Here is a 17,419-nt window from a genome sequence, read left to right as displayed (position 1 = left end):
CCACCGGCGAACGACCCCCGGGAGCGACCATGTTGAGCACCATGCAGGACGGCCAGCTGTCGCTGGCGAACCTGCTCCGCCACGGCACGTCGGTGCACTCGGCGAGCGAAGTCATCACCTGGACCGGTTCAGAAGCCCGTCGCGAAAGCTACGGCGACCTCGGCCGCAACGCCGCCCGCCTCGCGAACGCGCTCCGCAGCCTCGGCGTGACGGGTGACCAGCGTGTCGGCACGTTCATGTGGAACAACGCCGAGCACATGGCCGCCTACCTGGCCGTCCCGGCGATGGGCGCCGTGCTGCACACCCTGAACATCCGCCTCTTCCCGGAGCAGCTGACGTTCGTCGCCAACCACGCCGAGGACCAGGTCGTCATCGTCGACGGCACGCTCGCCCCGCTGCTGGCGAAGCAGCTGCCGGAGTTCAAGACCGTCCGGCACGTCATCGTCGCCAACGGCGACGCCGCGGCCCTGCAAGCCCCGGACGGCATCCAGGTGCACGCCTACGACGCGCTGCTGGCCGAGCAGCCGGACACCTTCGACTGGCCGGACGTGGACGAGCGCTCGGCGGCCGCGATGTGCTACACGTCGGGCACGACGGGTGACCCCAAGGGCGTCGCCTATTCACACCGCTCGATCTGGCTGCACTCCATGCAGGTCTGCATGAGCGACAGCATGAACCTGGCGCAGAGCGACAAGGCACTGGCCATCGTGCCGATGTTCCACGCGATGGCGTGGGGCCTGCCGTACGCGGCGCTGATGGTCGGCGCGTCGCTGCTGATGCCGGACCGGTTCCTCCAGCCGGCGCCGATCGCGGCGATGCTGGCCGCCGAGAAGCCGACGTTCGCCGGCGCGGTCCCGACCGTCTGGCAGGGCCTGCTCGCCCACCTCGAGGCGAACCCGCAGGACATCTCCCAACTGCGTGAGGTCGTCGTCGGCGGGTCGGCGGTGCCGCCGTCGCTGATGCGCGCGTTCCAGGACAAGCACAACGTGTCGATCCTGCACGCCTGGGGCATGACCGAGACGTCGCCGCTGGGCAGCGTCGCCCGCCCGCCGGCGGCGGCGACCGGCGACGAGGCCTGGAAGTACCGCTACACGCAGGGCCGCTTCCCGGCGTCCGTGCGGGCCCGGCTGATCGACGACGACGGCGCGGTGCTGCCGTGGGACGACGAGGCCGTCGGCGAGCTCGAGGTCCAGGGCCCGTGGATCGCCGGCTCCTACTACGGCGGCTCGCAGGTCGACCCGGACAAGTTCCACGACGGCTGGCTGCGCACCGGCGACGTCGGCAGGGTCAGCGCGGACGGCTACCTGACCCTGACCGACCGCGCCAAGGACGTCATCAAGTCCGGCGGCGAGTGGATCTCCTCGGTCGACCTGGAGAACCAGGTCATGGGCCACCCGGCGGTGGCCGAGGCCGCGGTCGTCGGCATCCCCGACGAGAAGTGGGACGAGCGGCCGCTGGTCGCCGTCGTGCTCAAGGAGGGCCAGACGGCCACACCCGAGGAGCTGCGCGACTTCCTGAGCGACAAGGTCGCGAAGTGGCAGCTGCCGGAGAACTGGACGTTCGTGGACGAAGTGCCCAAGACGAGCGTCGGCAAGTTCGACAAGAAGCGCATCCGCGCGTCCTACTCCGAGGGAAAGCTCGACATCGCCCAGCTCTAACGGGTAAATCTCCGGCGTGCCTAAGGTTCCGTGAATGGCACATTGAGGGACGCTACGTCCCTCGATGTGCCATTCACGGACGTACGCGGAGGAGTACTGGGGATGCAGCGGAACAGGCGGAGCTTTCTCGCGCTCGCGGGTGTCGGCGCGCTGACCGCGGCTTGCGGGTCGAACACCGGACGGCAGGGCACCGCGCCGCCGTCGACGGCGTACTCGGCGGGCCCGCCGCCGTCGGACGCGCCGAAGGTCACGCTGCAGCAGTGGTACCACGCGTACGGCGAAGACGGCGTCCAGGAAGCCGTCAAGCGGTACGCGGCGAGCTACCCGGGCGCGACGGTGAACGTCCGGTGGAACCCGGGCGACTACGACTCCAAGATCGTCACCGCGCTGCAGAACAGCGCCGTGCCGGACGTCTTCGAGGCGCAGGTCAAGATCGACTGGGTGCGGCAGAACCAGGTGGTGTCGCTCGACGACGTCATCGCGCCGGTGCGCAACGACTTCAGCCCGGCCGTGCTGGCCGCGCAGACCGTCGAGGGCAAGGTCTACGGCATCCCGCAGGCCGTCGACACGCAGGTGCTCTTCTACCGCAAAAGCCTGCTGCAGGCCGCGGGCGTCCAGCCGCCGCAGACGGTCGACGAGCTGATCGACGCGGCCGCGAAGCTGTCCAAGGACGGCGTCAAGGGCTTCTTCGCCGGCAACGACGGCGGCGTCGGCGTCCTCACCGGGCCGCTGCTGTGGTCGGCGGGCCTCGACTACCTGAAGAACGGCAACCGCGAAGTCGGCTTCGACGACCCGCGCGCGGCGACCGCGCTGGCGAAGCTGCACACGTTGAACGCCAACGGGTCCCTGCTGCTCGGCGCGCCGGCGGACTGGTCGGACCCGGGCGCGTTCATCGACGGGCTCGCCGCGATGCAGTGGACCGGGCTGTGGAACGTGCCGAAGATCCGGCAGGCGTTCGACGACGACTTCGGCGTCCTGCCGTTCCCGCGGCTCGACGGCACGGGCGCGCCGTCGGTGCCGGTGGGCGCGTACGGCGCGATGGTCAACGCCAAGAGCGCGCACGTCGCCGAGGCCAAGGCGTTCGTGAAGTGGCTGTGGGTCGACAAGACCGACGACCAGCTGGAGTTCGCGACGAAGTTCGGCTTCCACGTGCCGGCGCGCCAGAGCCTGGTGGGCCAGGCGGGCAGCCTCGCTTCCGGCCCGGCCGCGGACGCCGCCCGGTTCGTCCGGGAGAACGGTCACCTGGTCGGCGGTCCGGTGTGGACACAGCAGGCGAACACGGCGCTGTCCGACGCGGTCGCGAAGATCGCGAAGGAGGGCGCGGACCCGGTCGCACAGACCAAGACAGCGGTCGAGGTGGCTCAGTCCGAGCTGAAGCGCCTCTTCGGGTGAAGCGGCGCGACGCGCGCGCGTTCTGGTTGTTCGTCGGGCCGTTCCTGCTGGGGCTGGCGGTGTTCGCGTACCTGCCGATCGGCTGGAGCGCGTACCTGTCCTTCTTCGACGCGCGCAACACGGTGACGCCGACCGAGTTCGTCGGGCTGGACAACTACGGGCACATGCTGACCGACGAGCCGTTCCTGTCGAGCCTGGGGACGTTCAGCGTGTTCGCGGTGTTCATCGTGCCGCTGACGTTCGCGCTGTCACTGGCTTTGGCGCTGGGCGTCAACCGGCTGAGGTTCGCGCGGGCGTTCTTCCGGTCGGTGTTCTTCCTGCCGTTCGCGTGCTCGTACGTCGTGGCGTCACTGATCTGGAAGACGTCGTTGTTCTCGGGTGTCCGGTATGGACTGGCGAACAGCGTGCTGTCACTGTTCGGCGTCGACCCGGTGGCCTGGACGGGCACGGTCGACCCACCGCTGTACTGGATCGTCCTGGTGACGGCGCGGCTGTGGCTGCAGCTCGGGTTCTACATGATCCTGTTCATCGCGGCGCTGCAACGGATTCCGAAGCACCTGTACGAAGCGGCGTGGCTCGACGGCGCGAAGCCGGGCTGGCAGGTCTTCCGCTACATCACGCTCCCCCAGCTGCGCGCGACGGCGGTGGCGGTGCTCCTGCTGAACCTGATCAACGCGTACCAGGCGTTCGACGAGTTCTACAACATCATGGGCGACTCACGGGGCTACCCGCCGTTCGCCCGGCCACCGCTGGTGTACCTGTACTACACGTCGCTGGGATCGGGCGGCCAGGACCTGGGCCGCGGCAGCGCGGGCGCGGTGATCCTGGCGCTGATCATCGCGTTGGTGACGTTGCTGCAGGGCCGCGTGTTCCGGTTCGGGCGGGTGTCATGAGGGCTTTCTTCCGGTGGCTGTGCCTGCTGGTCGCGGCGGTGCTGTTCCTGCTGCCGTTCTACCTGCTGGTGCGCAACGGCTTGGCGTCCCGGGCGGAGATCACCGCTCCCGAGTGGACATTCTTCCCGTCCACAGTGCACTGGGACAACTTTTCCCGATTGTTCTCGCTTTCGGACGTCCCGTTCGCGCGCAGCCTCCTGAACTCGGCGATCGTGGCGGTCCTGCAGACCCTGGGGTTGCTGGTCATCTGCTCCCTGGCGGGCTACGGCCTGGCGCGGATCCCGTACCGGCACTCGCGGTTCGTGTTCTACGCGGTGCTGGCGACGCTGATGATCCCGACGTCGGTGACGTTCGTGCCGAGCTTCGTGGTGGTCTCGTCGCTGGGCTGGCTGTCGGACTTCCGCGGGCTGGTGATCCCGGGGTTGTTCAGCGCGTTCAGCGTGTTCCTGTTCCGGCAGTATTTTCTGGACTTCCCGCGCGAGCTGGAGGAGGCCGGCCGGGTCGACGGGCTGAGCCGCTGGGGCGTGTTCTGGCGGATCGTGGTGCCGAACTCGAAGGGGTTCTTCGCGGCGATCGCGGTGATCACGGTGATCGGCAGCTGGAACGCGTTCCTGTGGCCGCTGATCATCGCGCAGTCGCCGGACTCGTGGACCGTCCAGGTGGCACTGTCGGGGTTGCTGACGTCGCAGAACCCGCAGCTGAACCTGCTGTTCCTCGCGGCGGCGGTGTCGATCCTGCCGATCGTGCTGCTGTTCGCGTTCCTGCAGCGGTACCTGGTGCGCGGGGTGACGGAGTCCGGCCTGACGGGCTGAGTAACGTGCGGCACCTTCCGGACGACTTCGCCGGGGACGAAGAGAAACAGGTGCGCCGTGACCGATTACAACCCTTACCAGCCGGATCAGCAGTACCCCGCCCCGGCCGAGCCGGTGTACCCGCCTTCGGCCCCGCAGTACGCGGTCCAGCCCTACGTGACCCAGCCCTACCCCGCCTACGGTCCCCAGCCGATGTACGGCGCCGCCTACCAGCCGCTGATCACCAGTGGCATGGCCGTGGCCGGGATGGTCGTCGGCATCATCGCCCTCGTCACGTTCTGGATCCCGTTCGTCGACCTGCTCCTCGGGTTCCTGGCGATCGGCCTGTCGTGGGGCGGGATGGTGCAGTCGGACCGGCCGGGCCACACCGGCAAGGGCATGGCCATCGCCGGCCTCGTCTGCGGGATCATCGCGGTCATCCCGGCGCTGATCGTGATGCTGTTCTTCTTCGGTCTGTTCGCCGCCGCCGGGACCGCGTGCGGTATCGCCTGCTGATCAGCACCAGCGTCAACACGAGCGCGCCGCCGTCGGTCACCACCGACGGCAGCAGCCCCACCCAGCCGTACAAGTCGAGCGTCGCGCGCCACACCGACGGCGGGATCGCGAACACGCCCGCGGCCTGCGTCGCGTTCACCGCCAGCACCAGCCAGAACACCCACGCGCGCCCGGTCAGGGCCAGCAGCCCCAGCAGGTTGCCCACCAGGTAGACGTCGCCGACCAGGCGCAGGCCCGTCAGGAAGCCGTCCGACACCGGCGTTCCCGCGATCGAGGCCGCCCGTGCGACCAGTTCGGCGTCGATCACCACGAAGTTCTGCAGTGCCGTGCCGATCGCGAAGACCAGCGAGCACCCTGCGATCCACCAGCGCATCACGTCCCCCTCTATCAGTGATAGAGACCAATCTATCACTGATAGAGTGCGCCGGGTGCCACTCGATCGCCGTCAGATCACCGACGCCGCCCTCGCCCTCCTCGACGAAGCCGGCCTGGCCGAGCTGAGCACGCGGCGGCTCGCCGCGCGGCTCGGGGTCAGCTCGCCGACGCTCTACTGGCACGTCAAGGACAAGGCCCAGCTGCTCGATCTCCTCGCCGAAGCCGTCTGCGAAGACGCGTTCGACATCGACGAGACGCAGGACTGGCGCCGCCAGCTCGAGCAGGGCCTCCACCAGTTCCGCGCGATCGTGCTCAAGCACCGCGACGCCGCGACGCTCCTGCGCGAGCGCCCGCCCGGCCCGAACCGGCTCGCCCACATCGAGCGGACCGCGAAGATCCTGCTGGAAGCCGGCTTCACCCCCGAAGACACCGCGGGCATCGCGCGGCTGCTGACCGCGCACGTCCTCGCGTCGGTCGAGCGCCCCGGCAAACCGGACCCCGAAGCCGCGAAAGCCTTCCGGGAAAACCTGAAGAACTACCCCCACGCACGCGCACTCGGGTTCACCGGGCTCACCGCCGACGACCTCTTCGCGCTCGGCACCGAAGTCATCCTCGACGGGCTCGCCCAGCGGCGGAAATGACCACGACCTTCGGCGGTACACCCCACCCCGAAGCCTGTGACAGGGTGGACTCAACTGTCACGGTGAATGTTTTTCACGTTCACCCCGCGTCCACCCACGTCCGGCACGGTGCTGGGCAACCGAGAAGACTGGGGAGCGAACAACCATGGCCGAACTCACCCGGCGCGCCGTCGCCACCGCGGGCGCCGCCGGTCTCGGACTGCTGCTGTGCACGCCCACCGCGAACGCCCTCGACCGCGCGCTGCGGCTGACGAGCACGCGCTCGGTCACGACGTCGGGCACCACGCTCGAGCAGGTCGCCACCGCCGTCACCGCCGGCCCGGCCTACACCCGGCTGCAGGGCGGCCCCGGCTGGCCGCTCGTCGTCCGCAGCGACCTCGCCACGCCGAAGACCGGTCGCGACGACCGGCGCCGCGCGCTCAGCGCGTTCGTGCAGTTCACCGACCTGCACATCACCGACACCGAAAGCCCCGCGCGCTTCGAATACCTGCACCCGTTCATCGGCTCCGCGCACCGGCCGCAGGAGGCGCTCGGCACCGTCGCGACCAGCGCGCTCGTCGAGCGCGTCAACAGCGTGCGGCAGGGCCCGTTCACCGGGCGGCCGTTCGACCTCATGGTCACCACCGGCGACAACACCGACAACCACGAGCTGATCGAGCTCGACTGGTTCCTCAAGGTCCTCAACGGCGGCACCGTCACCCCGAACTCCGGCGCCACGAACGCCTACGAAGGCGTGCAGAGCTCCGGCAACAAGGAGTTCTGGAACCCGTCGATCCCCGGCGTGGGCGACGACTACTCGGCCAAGGGCTTCCCGCAGCTGCCCGGCCTGCTCGAAGCCGGGATCAAGGCCTTCACCGCGCCCGGCCTCGACGTCCCGTGGTTCTGCACGTTCGGCAACCACGACGACAGCATCGTCGGCTCGCTGCCGGCGCAGATCCCCGGCATCGACGCCTGGTACACCGGGAAGTACAAGGTCATCGGCAAGGACGAGAGCACCGCGAAGAAGCTCGCCGACGCCATCAAGAAGCCCGGCTCCAGCGTCCCGATCGCCGAGCTGTTCGGCGGCAGCGGCACGATCCGCGAGGTGACGCCGGACGCGCGGCGCCGCCCGTTCGACACCGGCGAGTTCGTCCGCGCCCACCTCGACTCCGCCAACACCGGCCCCGGCCCGGTCGGGCACGGCTTCTCGAGCGCCAACGCCGACGGCAAGAACGTCTACTACACGTTCCGGATCGCGCCGGGCATCACCGGGATCAGCCTCGACACGACGACCGACGCCGGGTTCGCCGACGGCTCGATCGGCCTCGCGCAGTTCAACTGGGTCGAAGCGACGCTGAAGCGGGGCAGCTCGACGTACTACGACTTCTTCGGCCGCAAGGTCGTCCACGACGTCACCGACGAGCTGTTCCTGCTGTTCAGCCACCACACGAGCGGCACGATGACCAACCTGCTGCCGGACTCGCGCCACCTGCTCGACCCGCGCCTGAACGGCGACGCGTTCGTCGGGCTGCTCAAGCGGTTCCCGAACGTGCTGGCGTGGGTCAACGGCCACACGCACCTCAACAAGATCACGCCGCACGCGGGGAACACGCCGCAGCAGGGCTTCTGGGAGATCAACACGGCGTCGCACATCGACTTCCCGCAGCACGCGCGGATCGTCGAGGTCGCGGACAACGTCGACGGCACGTTGTCGCTGTTCACGACGTTGATCGAGGCGGAAGCGCCGTACGCCGCGGACTACGGTTCCCGGACGCCGCAAGCGCTTGCGTCGCTGTACCGCGAGCTGTCGTACAACGACATCCACACCGACCTCGGCCGCGTCGGCGATCCCGCGGACCACAACACCGAGCTGCTGCTCGTCAACCCGTTGAGCTGACCGCGTTACCCCGGAGGTAATCGCCCCGCGGCCGGTCTTCGGGCAGGCTGCGGGGCATGACCGATCCCGAGGGCACGCAGCTCTTCCACCGTTCCATGCCGTTCTCCGAGCGCCTCGGTGTCGAGGTCCTGGAGCACGGGCGCGAGCTCGTCCGCAGCCGGCTGAAGTGGGACGAGAGCCTCTGCACGCTCGGCGGCGCGCTGCACGGGGGCGCGCTCATGGCGCTGGCCGACTCGACCGGCGCCGTGTGCGCGTTCCTCAACCTGCCCGAGGGCGGCCAGGGCACGACGACCGTCGAATCGAAGACGAACTTCCTGCGCGCGGTGCGTTCGGGCTACGCCGTTGCGTCGTCCAGACCACTGCACGCCGGGCGCAAGTTCGTCGTGGTGGAGACGGAGGTCCACGACGACGACGGCAAGTTGGTCGCGAAAGTGACACAGACGCAGGCCGTCCTCTAGGTACCTGTTTACAGACCCGGCCGGACCGGCGAAAATCCCTGCCTACTGGGTGGGTCTATCAGGGAGCCGGGATGCGCGTACGCGAGTTGTTCACCTTATTGTCGGTAGTCGTGTTGACAGCCGTAACCGCGCAAGTCGCCGAGGCCGCGCCCGCCCGGCCCCACGACGACGAGGCGATCGACTACCACGAGTGGAACGGCGGGCGCTTCCACGACGGCGACTTCGCCGGGCTCGCGCTGACCCGCGACGGCCTGCGCATCACGCGCCCGGCCGGCACGGTTGAGCACACCGAGCCGGAACTGGGCACGACGAGAACGTACGAGTACGGCCGGTGGACGTCACCGGAGTACCGCGAGGGCTTCGGCGCGACGCAGCTGGTCGCGTCCTGGAACGCGCAGACGCCGGCCAAGACGTGGCTGCAGGTCGAGGCGCGCGGCCGGACGTCGGCCGGCGTCGAAACCGCGTGGTACGTGATGGGCCGCTGGGCCAGCGGTGACGCCGACATCCTGCGCACCAGCGTCGACGGCCAGGACGACGCGAACGCGGCGGTCGACGTCGACACGCTCGTCATGAAGACCGGGGTGACGCTGAAGTCGTACCAGCTGCGGATCGACCTGTACCGCGAAGCCGGGTCGCACGCGACGCCGTCGGTGACGTCGCTGGGCGCGATGACCTCGGCGGTGCCGGACCGCTTCGACGTGCAGACGACGAAGCCGGGCCGCGCCACCGGGATCGAGCTGAAGGTGCCGGCGTACGCGCAGAACCTCCACAAGGGACAGTTCCCGCAGTACGGCGGGGGCGGCGAAGCGTGGTGCAGCCCGACGTCGACCGAGATGGTGGCCGAGTACTGGGGCAAGAAGCCGTCGGCGGCGGAGATGTCCTGGATCCCGGCGGACTACGTCGACCCGTCGGTGGCGTTCGCGGCGCGCTACACCTACGACCACGCGTACGACGGCACGGGCAACTGGCCGTTCAACACGGCGTACGCGGCTTCGCGCGGCCTGCGCGGCCACATCACGCGGCTGCACTCGCTGAACGAGCTGGAGAACTACATCGCGCGCGGGATCCCGGTGATCACTTCCCAGTCGTTCCTGGCGTCGGAACTGGACGGCGCGGGCTACGGGACGTCGGGGCACATCATGGTGGTCGTCGGCTTCACGAAGGACGGCGACGTGATCGCGAACGACCCGGCGTCGAGCAGCAACGACCGGGTCCGCAACATCTACCAGCGCGACCAGTTCGAGAAGATCTGGCAGCGGACGAAGCGGTACCGCGCGGACGGGACCGTCGCGAGCGGCCCGGGCGGCATCGCGTACATCATCACCCCGGCCTAGAAGTCCGTGAATGGCACATTGAGGGACCAAGTGTCCGTGAATGTGCCATTCACGGCCTGTCACCAGGTCTTGCCCGCCTGCTCCCGGATCGCGCGGTTGATCCGGTTGAAGAAGCCGGTCAGCGCGATGTGCAGGACGATCGCCGACAGCTGCTTCTCGTCGAAGTGCTCGGCGGCGGCCGCCCAGATCTCGTCCGTCACGCCCGGCTGGCCGTCTTCGATGCGCGTCGCCGCTTCGGTCAGCTCCAGCGCGGCTCGCTCCGGCTCGGTGAAGAACGGCGTCTCGCGCCAGGTGACGACGCTGTGCAGCCGCTCGTCGGTCTCGCCGTGCTTCTTCGCCGAATGGACGCCCCCGTAGACGCACGGGGCGCAGCTGTTGATCTGGCTGGCCCGCAGGTGGACCAGCTCGAGCAGCAGCGGGTCGACGCCGGCGCCGTACACGACCTTGAACAGCTGCTGGACCGCTCCGGTCACCTCGGGGCTGCTGGTGCTCTTGAGCCGTGCTTCCATCGTTCCTCCTGGTGTTACCTGTGGTGGTTCGGATCCGTCATCCCCATGACGGAGCGGAACCGAGGAAGGTAACGACATGCCCGACACGATGACCGAGGTCTTCGAGGCGCAGCGCGACCGGCTGCGCGCGGTGGCCCACCGCGTCCTGGGGTCGCACGCCGACGCGGAGGACGTGGTGCAGGAGGCGTGGCTGCGGCTGTCCCGCCAGGACGCGGCGACGATCGACAACCTCGACGGCTGGCTGACGACGGTGGTGGGCCGGATCAGCCTGGACGTCCTGCGCTCGCGCCGGTCCCGGCCGGAAGCGCCGTACGACGAAATCGTGGTGGCGGTGGACGAAGGTCCCGAAGCGGACGTCGCGCTCGCGGACTCGGTCGGGCTGGCGTTGCTGGTGGTGTTGGAGTCGTTGGCGCCGGGCGAGCGGCTGGCGTTCGTGCTGCACGACCTGTTCGCGGTGCCGTTCGAGGAGATCGGCCGCATCCTCGGCAAGACGCCGGGAGCGACGAAGATGCTGGCGAGCCGCGCGCGCAAGAAGGTCCGCACCCCGGCGGGCACGCCGAGCGCGGGGAGGTCCCAGCGCGAGGTGGTGGACGCGTTCTTGAGGGCGGCCCGCGACGGGGACTTCGAAGAGTTGCTGCGGGTCCTGGACCCGGACGTCCGTTTGACGGTCGACACCCCGGACGGCGTGGTGGTGGTCCTGGGGGCGACGAACGTGGCGGCGGGAGCCCGCTTCGGCGCGGCGGGCGGCGGCCGGGCGGTGCTGGTCGGCGGCTTGCCGGGCGTGGTGGCGTGGCGCCCGGACGGGAGCCCGCTGTCAGTGGTGGCGTTCACGGTGGCGGGTGGGCGGATCACGGGCATCGCAGCGGTGTCCGACCCGGCCCGGCTGGCGTCGATGGAGCTGCCGGAGCCGCCCGGAACTGTCGGTACCGGCCGATAAGCTGGAAGACGGGGGCCGGTGGCCCGTGCCAGACTGCCGGAACCATGCGCCCGCTGCCGACCTGGGCAATCCCCTGCTGTCGCGAGTCGACCCGAGCCTCGGCCCGCGGCTGTTGGCGCTGGGGTGCGACCTGGTCTGGGCCACGACGTGGCTGGACCGAGCCGGGGTCGCACTGGAAGACCCGCCGGATCGTCGAGCGGGCGGCGGGCCGCCCGCTCGCCTGGGTCGACGACGAGACCACCGAATCCGACCGGATCTGGGTCGCGAGCCACCACCCGGCGCCGGCTTTGGTGCACACCGTCGCGGCGAGCACGGGCCTCACCGGCCACGACTTCGAAACCATCGGCCACTGGATCACCTCAGTTGCGTAGAACGCAACATGTTGCGCAAGAATCACCAAGACTCACTCATGCGGATGTCGCCATCTCCGCGTGATCCGTGATTAGCTGCCGTCGGAGCCAGCAAGAGCCGGAAGGTGGATTCGCATGCCGTACGAGGTCCAGGGGGTCGTTTCGCGGGCGAAGGGCGAGCCCGTCTCGCTGGAGACCGTCGTCGTTCCCGATCCCGGGCCCGGTGAGGCCGTCGTGAACGTTCAGGCCTGCGGGGTCTGCCACACCGACCTGCACTACCGCGAAGGCGGGATCAACGACGAGTTCCCCTTCCTGCTCGGCCACGAGGCCGCCGGGGTCGTCGAGGCCGTCGGCGAGGGCGTCACCGATCTCGCGCCCGGCGACTACGTCATCCTCAACTGGCGCGCCGTCTGCGGTACCTGCCGGGCCTGCAAGCGCGGCAAGCCGTGGTACTGCTTCTCGACCTTCAACGCCGCCCAGCCGATGACCCTCGCCGATGGCACCAAGCTGTCGCCCGCCCTCGGCATCGGGGCCTTCCTCGAGAAGACCCTCGTCCACAGCGGACAGTGCACGAAGGTGAACCGCGAGGCCGAACCCGCCGTCGCCGGGCTGCTCGGGTGCGGGGTCATGGCCGGGCTCGGCGCCGCCATCAACACCGGTGCCGTCACCCGCGGTGACTCCGTCGCCGTCATCGGGTGCGGTGGCGTCGGGGACGCCGCCATCGCCGGGGCCAAGCTCGCCGGCGCCACCACGATCGTCGCGATCGACATGGACGACCGGAAGCTCGCCTGGGCCAAGGACTTCGGCGCGACGCACACCGTCAACAGCAAGGGCCTTTCCGAAGAGGCCGTCGTCGAAGCCATGCAGGACGCCACGAACAGCTTCGGTCCGGACGTCGTCATCGACGCCGTCGGACGCCCCGAAACCTGGCGGCAGGCCTTCTACGGCCGCGACCTGGCCGGCACCGTCGTGCTCGTCGGCGTCCCGACGCCGGAGATGCGCCTCGATGACCTGCCGCTGATCGACTTCTTCTCGCGCGGCGGCTCACTCAAATCCTCCTGGTACGGCGACTGCCTGCCCAGCCGGGACTTCCCCATGCTCGTCGACCTCTACCTGCAGGGCCGGCTGCCGCTCGACAAGTTCGTCACCGAACGGATCGGCGTCGACGGCGTCGAGCAGGCCTTCGAGCGCATGCACCACGGCGACGTCCTGCGCAGCGTGGTGACCTTCTGACCCTCTTCACCGACGACGAATACCCGGCCGAGCCTTACCCGGGCACCCGGCCGGGCCGTTCGTTCGTGCACGTCGACGGCGTCGGGCACCCCCTGGAAACCGCGCCGCACGGCTGGCGCGACCGGATGGCCGTGCTCGCCTACGGCTCGAACGCCAACCCGTCGAAGATCACCTGGCTGCGCGCCCGGCTCGGCCTCGAAGGCCCGGTCGTGGTCGCGCACGCGCGCTGCGCCGGGCTCGCCGCCGTGTGGGCCGCCGGCTTCCGGGTGGTCGACGACCAGCGCCCGGCCACCCTCACCGCGCTCGACGGCGTCGAGGAGCACGCCATCTGGTTCGTGACACCGGACCAGCTGGCCGTGCTCGACCGCTGCGAAGGCCGCGGGACGCGCTACCACCTGGCCCGGCTGACCGAACCCGACATCACGCTCGAAGACGGCACCCGCCTGACCGAGGTTCACACGTACGTCGGCGCCGCGCCGATCCGCTACCCGCTGCTGGTCGACGGCACGCCGGTGCGCACCGCCGACCTCCCACAGGCCGAAGCCGCGAAGCTCGACGGCGTCGCCGCGGCCGGCCACGGCGTCCCCTGCGAAGTGCTCAGACCAGCTTTCCCGGGTTGAGGATCCCCGACGGGTCCACTGTGGACTTGGCCGCGCGCAACACTTCGACGCCCAGCGAGCCGATCTCCGCCTCGAGGTACGGCGCGTGGTCGACACCGACGGCGTGGTGGTGCGAAATCGTGCCCAGGCCGGTGATCGCCTCGCACGCCGCCGCTTTCGCACGCTGCCACTGGCCGACCGGGTCGGTCTCGTCACGGGCCGTCAGCACCGTGAAGTAGAGCGACGCGCCCGTCTCGTAGGCGTGCGAAATGTGACACATGACGATCGCGCGGCCCAGCGACGCCGTCAGCGCCGCCCGGACGTCGTCACGCAGTTCGTCCACATTGGACCAGTAGGCCGCGGTCTCCAGCGTCTCGACGCAGACCCCCTGATCCAGCAACGCATCCCGCTGCCGGGGACCGGCGAACCGGCCGTGACGCCACGACTCGCCGAGCGCCTTGCCGACGCGCACCGCACCCGACGCCTTCAGCCGCCGCGTCGTCTCGCGGCGGCGCAACGCGACATCGTGCGCGGTGCCTTCCCAGCCGACGATGAGGAAACACGGGTGCGACACCCCGCGCGCGGCGAGGTACCGGCGCAGCGCCGTCGTCTTGAGGCCGGCGTTCAGCGCCAGCGAAACTTCGGTTTCGTCCACATCGGACAGCCGCGTGACGTCGGCGAGCGCGTGGTGCTGCGCGAGATCGCGGACGGCTTCGCGGCCCGCTTCCCAGCCGGGCAGGGCATAACCCTCGTACCGGCGGACCGGCGGCGCCGGACGGACCCGCAGCGACACCTCCGTGATCACGCCGAGCGTGCCTTCACTGCCGATCGCGAGCTGACGCAGGTCCGGCCCGGCCGCCGACGCCGGCGCGACGCCGAGCTTCCACTCGCCGCGCGGGGTGGCCAGCCGCACGCCGGTGACCATGTCCTCGAACCGGCCGTAGCCCGACGACGCCTGCCCGGCCGAGCGCGTCGCCGCGAAACCGCCGATGGTGGCGCGCTCGAACGACTGCGGGATGTGCCCGAGCGTCAGGCCGTGCTCGCCGAGGAGGCGCTCGGCCTCGGGACCGCGGACGCCGGCCTGCAGCACGGCGATGCGCGACTCGGCGTCGACCGACACCAGCGCGTCGAGCCGGACCAGGTCGAGCGCGATCACCGACGACTTGTCCCCGCGCAGCGCCGCGACGCCGCCGACGACCGAGGTGCCGCCGCCGAAGGGCACGACACCGACGTCGTGCGTCACGCAGACGTCGAGCACCTCTTGGACCTCGTCGGGGCCGGCGGGCAGCACGACCGCGTCGGGCACCGGGAAATCCGCGCCGGCCGAACGACGGCGCAGCAGGTCGAGGTAGGACAGTCCGGTCGCGCGCGCCAGCCGCGCCGCGTCGTCGACCAGCACGTTTTCCGCACCGACCACTTTCGACAACGCGGCGGCAGCAGATTCGTCCAGTTTCGGTGACGGTATTTCCACCGGCAAATTCGCGGCTGGGGCAGCACCGGGAGCTGCCTGGCCTATACGCTGTTCAAGCCACTTGGCCGCCCGCGCGGGCAGCCGGGCGGCGTCGGCGGCTTCCGAGGTCCAGGACCGTCGAAGGCGGTGGTCAATGAGCGCGTTCACCGATACAGTGTGACACATGGACGTGAAACGTCACACCACTTCGACCGCGGGATCGTCCGCGCTCGCGGACACCCGCAACCGCCAGACGGCGACGCGTGTGGCCGATGACGTGCTGCTCGACGCCGCGCGCTCGTGCGTGCTGGCCGTGGGTGTGCGCCGCACCACACTCGCCGAAATCGCCCGGACCGCGCGCGTCAGCCGGATGACCGTCTACCGCCGGTTCCCCGACGTCCGCAGCGTGCTCGCGGCGCTGATGACCCGCGAGTTCAGCGGGCTGCTGCGCACGGCGAGCGAGCGCGGGGCCGACGCCGTGCACAGCCGTGAGCGGCTCGTGCTCATCGCGTCGGCCGGCGTCCGCGCGCTGTCGGCCGACCCGCTGTTCCGCACGCTGCTTGACGTCGACCCCGAGCTGGTCCTCCCGTACATCGTGGAGCGACTGGGCGCGACGCAGAAGTTCGCCGAGCAAGCGCTTCACCAGCTGCTGGAAGCCGGCCACCAGGACGGCTCGATCCGGCGGGCGCCGGTCGCGGTGCAGTCCCGGTCGGTGCTGCTGGTGGTCCAGTCCTTCGCGTTCTCGCTGCGACCGGCCACCGCGGACGTCGGCGAAGCCGCGCTGCTGGCCGAGTTCACGCACGTGCTCGACGCGGCACTGAAGCCATGACGTCCGGCTCGCTCAACGCGCGGCGCCGCGAACGTGAGCTCGCGGAGCTGGCGGCGGGCGAGCGCGTCGACGTCGTCGTGGTCGGCGGCGGCGTGACCGGAGCGGGCATCGCCCTGGACGCGGCGTCGCGCGGGTTGTCGGTGGCGCTGGTCGAGGCGCACGACCTCGCGTTCGGGACGTCCCGCTGGTCGTCGAAGCTCGTCCACGGTGGACTGCGCTACCTGGCGCACGGCGAGCTGGGCCTGGCCCACGAGAGCGCGGTCGAGCGCGGCATCATGATGACGCGCACGGCCCCGCACCTCACGCGCGCGATGCCGCAGCTGTTCCCGTTGTACCCCAGCACATCCCGTGCGCAGCAGGCGCTGGTGGCGGCGGGCTTGCGAGCCGGCGACGGCCTCCGCCGCGCGGCGCGGACGCCGTCGTCGGTGCTGCCGCGGCCGCGGTCGGTCCCGGCCGCCGAGGCGTTGGCGCTGGCACCCGGGCTCGCGGCACACGGTTTGCGCGGCGCATTGCTGGCGTACGACGGCGCTTTGGTCGACGACGCGCGGCTGGTGGTGTCGCTGGCCCGGACGGCGGCGTCGTTCGGCGCCCGGATTCTGACGCGGTTGTCGGCCACATCGCTGACGGCGGACCGGGTCTCGGTCGTCGACGGCGTCTCGGGTTCCACCGCGGACATCCACGCGCGCCAGGTGATCAACGCGACCGGGGTGTGGGCGGGAACGCTGACGGGAGCGGTCCGGCTGCGGCCGTCACTGGGGTCGCACCTGGTGCTGGCGCCGGGAACGGTCCCGATGGGCACGACGTCGGTGAACATCGGCGTGCCGGGTGAGACGAACCGGTTCGTGTTCCTGCTCCCCCAGCCGGACGGTCGCGTCTACTTGGGACTGACGGACGAGCCGGTTTCCGGCCCGATCCCCGACGTGCCGGTAGTTCCCGAGTCCGATGTGGACTTCCTGTTGTCGCTGGCTTCCTCGGTGCTGGCCCGGCCGTTGACCCGCGCCGACGTGGCCGGGTCGTACGCCGGGCTGCGGCCACTGGTCGAGGGCGGCGGGCGGTCGGCGGACCTGTCCCGGAAGCACGCGGTCTTGGCGGGGTCGGACGGGTTGCTGACCGTGGTCGGCGGCAAGCTGACGACGTACCGCCGGATGGCCGAGGACGCGGTCGACGCGGCGGTGAAGCTGGCCGGTCTCAGCACTTCGCCGTGCCGGACGGCGCGGTTGCCGCTGCTCGGGGCGGCCCCGCGATCAAGTCTGTCCCTTGTGGACGCCGCACCGCGGCTGGTGGCCCGGTACGGGACGGAGGCTCCGCGAGTGGCGGCATTGGGCGAGCTGGACGCGGAGTTCGCGGAGCCGGTGGCCCCCGGCTCGGACATCACGGCGGCCGAGGTGGTGTGGGCGGTCCGCAACGAAGGAGCCCTGGACGTGGCGGACGTGCTGGAGCGCCGGACGCGCCTGGCACTGATCCCGTCGGACGCGGAGGCCGCGCGAGCCCGGGTGGCAGAGCTGGTCGACAAGTCGCTGGCCGGCCTGACCTGAGCCGCCGACCGCCCGCCGACACGCCCCACCGCTCCCAGGGGGA

At 70.4% G+C, this 17,419-nt stretch carries 18 protein-coding genes; 15 read left to right on the top strand and 3 right to left on the bottom strand.

Annotated features, from left to right (window positions below; all coding sequences use genetic code 11):
* Positions 1-29: 29 nt before the first annotated feature.
* The 5 genes from BLV96_RS40240 (at position 30) to BLV96_RS40220 (ending at position 5,250) form a co-directional block, all read left to right on the top strand.
* A complete protein-coding gene (locus tag BLV96_RS40240) occupies positions 30-1,658 on the top strand; it encodes a long-chain fatty acid--CoA ligase (RefSeq protein ID WP_091390246.1) in 1,629 nt (542 codons plus the stop codon).
* Between the two features lie 102 nt (positions 1,659-1,760).
* Entirely contained in the window at positions 1,761-3,050 is a 1,290-nt protein-coding gene (locus BLV96_RS40235) for an ABC transporter substrate-binding protein (protein WP_086677169.1), read from the top strand.
* Positions 3,047-3,943: a carbohydrate ABC transporter permease gene (locus tag BLV96_RS40230; RefSeq protein ID WP_086677168.1), complete on the top strand. Its 897-nt coding sequence runs from the start codon at positions 3,047-3,049 to the stop codon at positions 3,941-3,943. The genes BLV96_RS40235 and BLV96_RS40230 overlap by 4 nt, the downstream gene beginning before the upstream one ends.
* Positions 3,940-4,755, top strand: coding sequence for a carbohydrate ABC transporter permease (locus tag BLV96_RS40225; RefSeq protein ID WP_086677167.1), 816 nt, complete (start codon positions 3,940-3,942; stop codon positions 4,753-4,755). The genes BLV96_RS40230 and BLV96_RS40225 overlap by 4 nt, the downstream gene beginning before the upstream one ends.
* 57 nt (positions 4,756-4,812) lie before the next feature.
* Entirely contained in the window at positions 4,813-5,250 is a 438-nt protein-coding gene (locus BLV96_RS40220; protein WP_086677166.1) for a DUF4190 domain-containing protein, read from the top strand.
* Here BLV96_RS40220 and BLV96_RS40215 read toward each other — a convergent pair.
* Complete coding sequence (locus tag BLV96_RS40215; RefSeq protein WP_208608454.1) at positions 5,171-5,623, bottom strand: hypothetical protein; 453 nt, start codon at positions 5,621-5,623, stop codon at positions 5,171-5,173. The genes BLV96_RS40220 and BLV96_RS40215 overlap by 80 nt on opposite strands.
* A 55-nt stretch (positions 5,624-5,678) precedes the next feature.
* Between BLV96_RS40215 and BLV96_RS40210 the strand changes: the two genes are divergently transcribed.
* The 4 genes from BLV96_RS40210 (at position 5,679) to BLV96_RS40195 (ending at position 9,934) form a co-directional block, all read left to right on the top strand.
* The gene (locus BLV96_RS40210; RefSeq protein ID WP_244180849.1) at positions 5,679-6,266 is read left to right on the top strand and encodes a TetR/AcrR family transcriptional regulator C-terminal domain-containing protein; all 588 of its coding nucleotides are present in this window, start codon (positions 5,679-5,681) and stop codon (positions 6,264-6,266) included.
* 145 nt (positions 6,267-6,411) lie between these two features.
* Positions 6,412-8,142, top strand: coding sequence for a TIGR03767 family metallophosphoesterase (locus BLV96_RS40205; protein ID WP_086677164.1), 1,731 nt, complete (start codon positions 6,412-6,414; stop codon positions 8,140-8,142).
* 56 nt (positions 8,143-8,198) lie between these two features.
* On the top strand, positions 8,199-8,600 hold the full coding sequence (locus BLV96_RS40200) for a PaaI family thioesterase (RefSeq protein ID WP_086677163.1): 402 nt from the start codon (positions 8,199-8,201) through the stop codon (positions 8,598-8,600).
* Between the two features lie 71 nt (positions 8,601-8,671).
* Positions 8,672-9,934: a peptidase C39 family protein gene (locus tag BLV96_RS40195; protein ID WP_086677162.1), complete on the top strand. Its 1,263-nt coding sequence runs from the start codon at positions 8,672-8,674 to the stop codon at positions 9,932-9,934.
* Positions 9,935-9,993: 59 nt separating this feature from the next.
* Here BLV96_RS40195 and BLV96_RS40190 read toward each other — a convergent pair whose 3' ends face one another.
* A complete protein-coding gene (locus BLV96_RS40190) occupies positions 9,994-10,443 on the bottom strand; it encodes a carboxymuconolactone decarboxylase family protein (protein WP_086677161.1) in 450 nt (149 codons plus the stop codon).
* A 76-nt stretch (positions 10,444-10,519) separates the two neighbouring features.
* Between BLV96_RS40190 and BLV96_RS40185 the strand changes: the two genes are divergently transcribed.
* The 4 genes from BLV96_RS40185 (at position 10,520) to BLV96_RS40170 (ending at position 13,583) form a co-directional block, all read left to right on the top strand.
* On the top strand, positions 10,520-11,380 hold the full coding sequence (locus tag BLV96_RS40185; RefSeq protein ID WP_086677160.1) for a sigma-70 family RNA polymerase sigma factor: 861 nt from the start codon (positions 10,520-10,522) through the stop codon (positions 11,378-11,380).
* A 44-nt stretch (positions 11,381-11,424) separates the two neighbouring features.
* A complete protein-coding gene (locus tag BLV96_RS40180; RefSeq protein WP_086677159.1) occupies positions 11,425-11,751 on the top strand; it encodes a hypothetical protein in 327 nt (108 codons plus the stop codon).
* 114 nt (positions 11,752-11,865) lie between these two features.
* Positions 11,866-12,963: an S-(hydroxymethyl)mycothiol dehydrogenase gene (locus BLV96_RS40175; RefSeq protein ID WP_086677158.1), complete on the top strand. Its 1,098-nt coding sequence runs from the start codon at positions 11,866-11,868 to the stop codon at positions 12,961-12,963.
* A gap of 65 nt (positions 12,964-13,028) precedes the next feature.
* Entirely contained in the window at positions 13,029-13,583 is a 555-nt protein-coding gene (locus BLV96_RS40170; RefSeq protein ID WP_086677157.1) for a gamma-glutamylcyclotransferase family protein, read from the top strand.
* Here BLV96_RS40170 and BLV96_RS40165 read toward each other — a convergent pair.
* On the bottom strand, positions 13,561-15,180 hold the full coding sequence (locus BLV96_RS40165) for an FAD-binding oxidoreductase (RefSeq protein ID WP_425266209.1): 1,620 nt from the start codon (positions 15,178-15,180) through the stop codon (positions 13,561-13,563). The two genes, BLV96_RS40170 and BLV96_RS40165, sit on opposite strands and share 23 nt — an antisense overlap.
* A gap of 97 nt (positions 15,181-15,277) precedes the next feature.
* Between BLV96_RS40165 and BLV96_RS40160 the strand changes: the two genes are divergently transcribed.
* Positions 15,278-15,841 (top strand): TetR/AcrR family transcriptional regulator, encoded by a 564-nt coding sequence (locus tag BLV96_RS40160; protein WP_086677171.1) that lies wholly within the window; start codon positions 15,278-15,280, stop codon positions 15,839-15,841.
* A complete protein-coding gene (locus tag BLV96_RS40155) occupies positions 15,838-17,376 on the top strand; it encodes a glycerol-3-phosphate dehydrogenase/oxidase (RefSeq protein ID WP_086677155.1) in 1,539 nt (512 codons plus the stop codon). Before BLV96_RS40160 ends, BLV96_RS40155 begins: the two co-directional genes overlap by 4 nt.
* Positions 17,377-17,419 lie beyond the last annotated feature (43 nt).

Source organism: Amycolatopsis pretoriensis (assembly GCF_900107925.1).
Lineage (GTDB): Bacteria > Actinomycetota > Actinomycetes > Mycobacteriales > Pseudonocardiaceae > Amycolatopsis > Amycolatopsis pretoriensis.
This window is presented reverse-complemented; position numbering and strand designations above follow the sequence as displayed.

Bases quoted from the DNA above. Each gene is read 5' to 3' on its own strand.
- BLV96_RS40240 (WP_091390246.1), top strand. From the start codon at position 30: ATGTTGAGCACCATGCAGGACGGCCAGCTGTCGCTGGCGAACCTGCTC.
- BLV96_RS40235 (WP_086677169.1), top strand. From the start codon at position 1,761: ATGCAGCGGAACAGGCGGAGCTTTCTCGCGCTCGCGGGTGTCGGCGCG.
- BLV96_RS40225 (WP_086677167.1), top strand. From the start codon at position 3,940: ATGAGGGCTTTCTTCCGGTGGCTGTGCCTGCTGGTCGCGGCGGTGCTG.
- BLV96_RS40215 (WP_208608454.1), bottom strand. From the start codon at position 5,623: ATGCGCTGGTGGATCGCAGGGTGCTCGCTGGTCTTCGCGATCGGCACG.
- BLV96_RS40205 (WP_086677164.1), top strand. From the start codon at position 6,412: ATGGCCGAACTCACCCGGCGCGCCGTCGCCACCGCGGGCGCCGCCGGT.
- BLV96_RS40200 (WP_086677163.1), top strand. From the start codon at position 8,199: ATGACCGATCCCGAGGGCACGCAGCTCTTCCACCGTTCCATGCCGTTC.
- BLV96_RS40195 (WP_086677162.1), top strand. From the start codon at position 8,672: ATGCGCGTACGCGAGTTGTTCACCTTATTGTCGGTAGTCGTGTTGACA.
- BLV96_RS40190 (WP_086677161.1), bottom strand. From the start codon at position 10,443: ATGGAAGCACGGCTCAAGAGCACCAGCAGCCCCGAGGTGACCGGAGCG.
- BLV96_RS40185 (WP_086677160.1), top strand. From the start codon at position 10,520: ATGCCCGACACGATGACCGAGGTCTTCGAGGCGCAGCGCGACCGGCTG.
- BLV96_RS40180 (WP_086677159.1), top strand. From the start codon at position 11,425: ATGCGCCCGCTGCCGACCTGGGCAATCCCCTGCTGTCGCGAGTCGACC.
- BLV96_RS40175 (WP_086677158.1), top strand. From the start codon at position 11,866: ATGCCGTACGAGGTCCAGGGGGTCGTTTCGCGGGCGAAGGGCGAGCCC.
- BLV96_RS40155 (WP_086677155.1), top strand. From the start codon at position 15,838: ATGACGTCCGGCTCGCTCAACGCGCGGCGCCGCGAACGTGAGCTCGCG.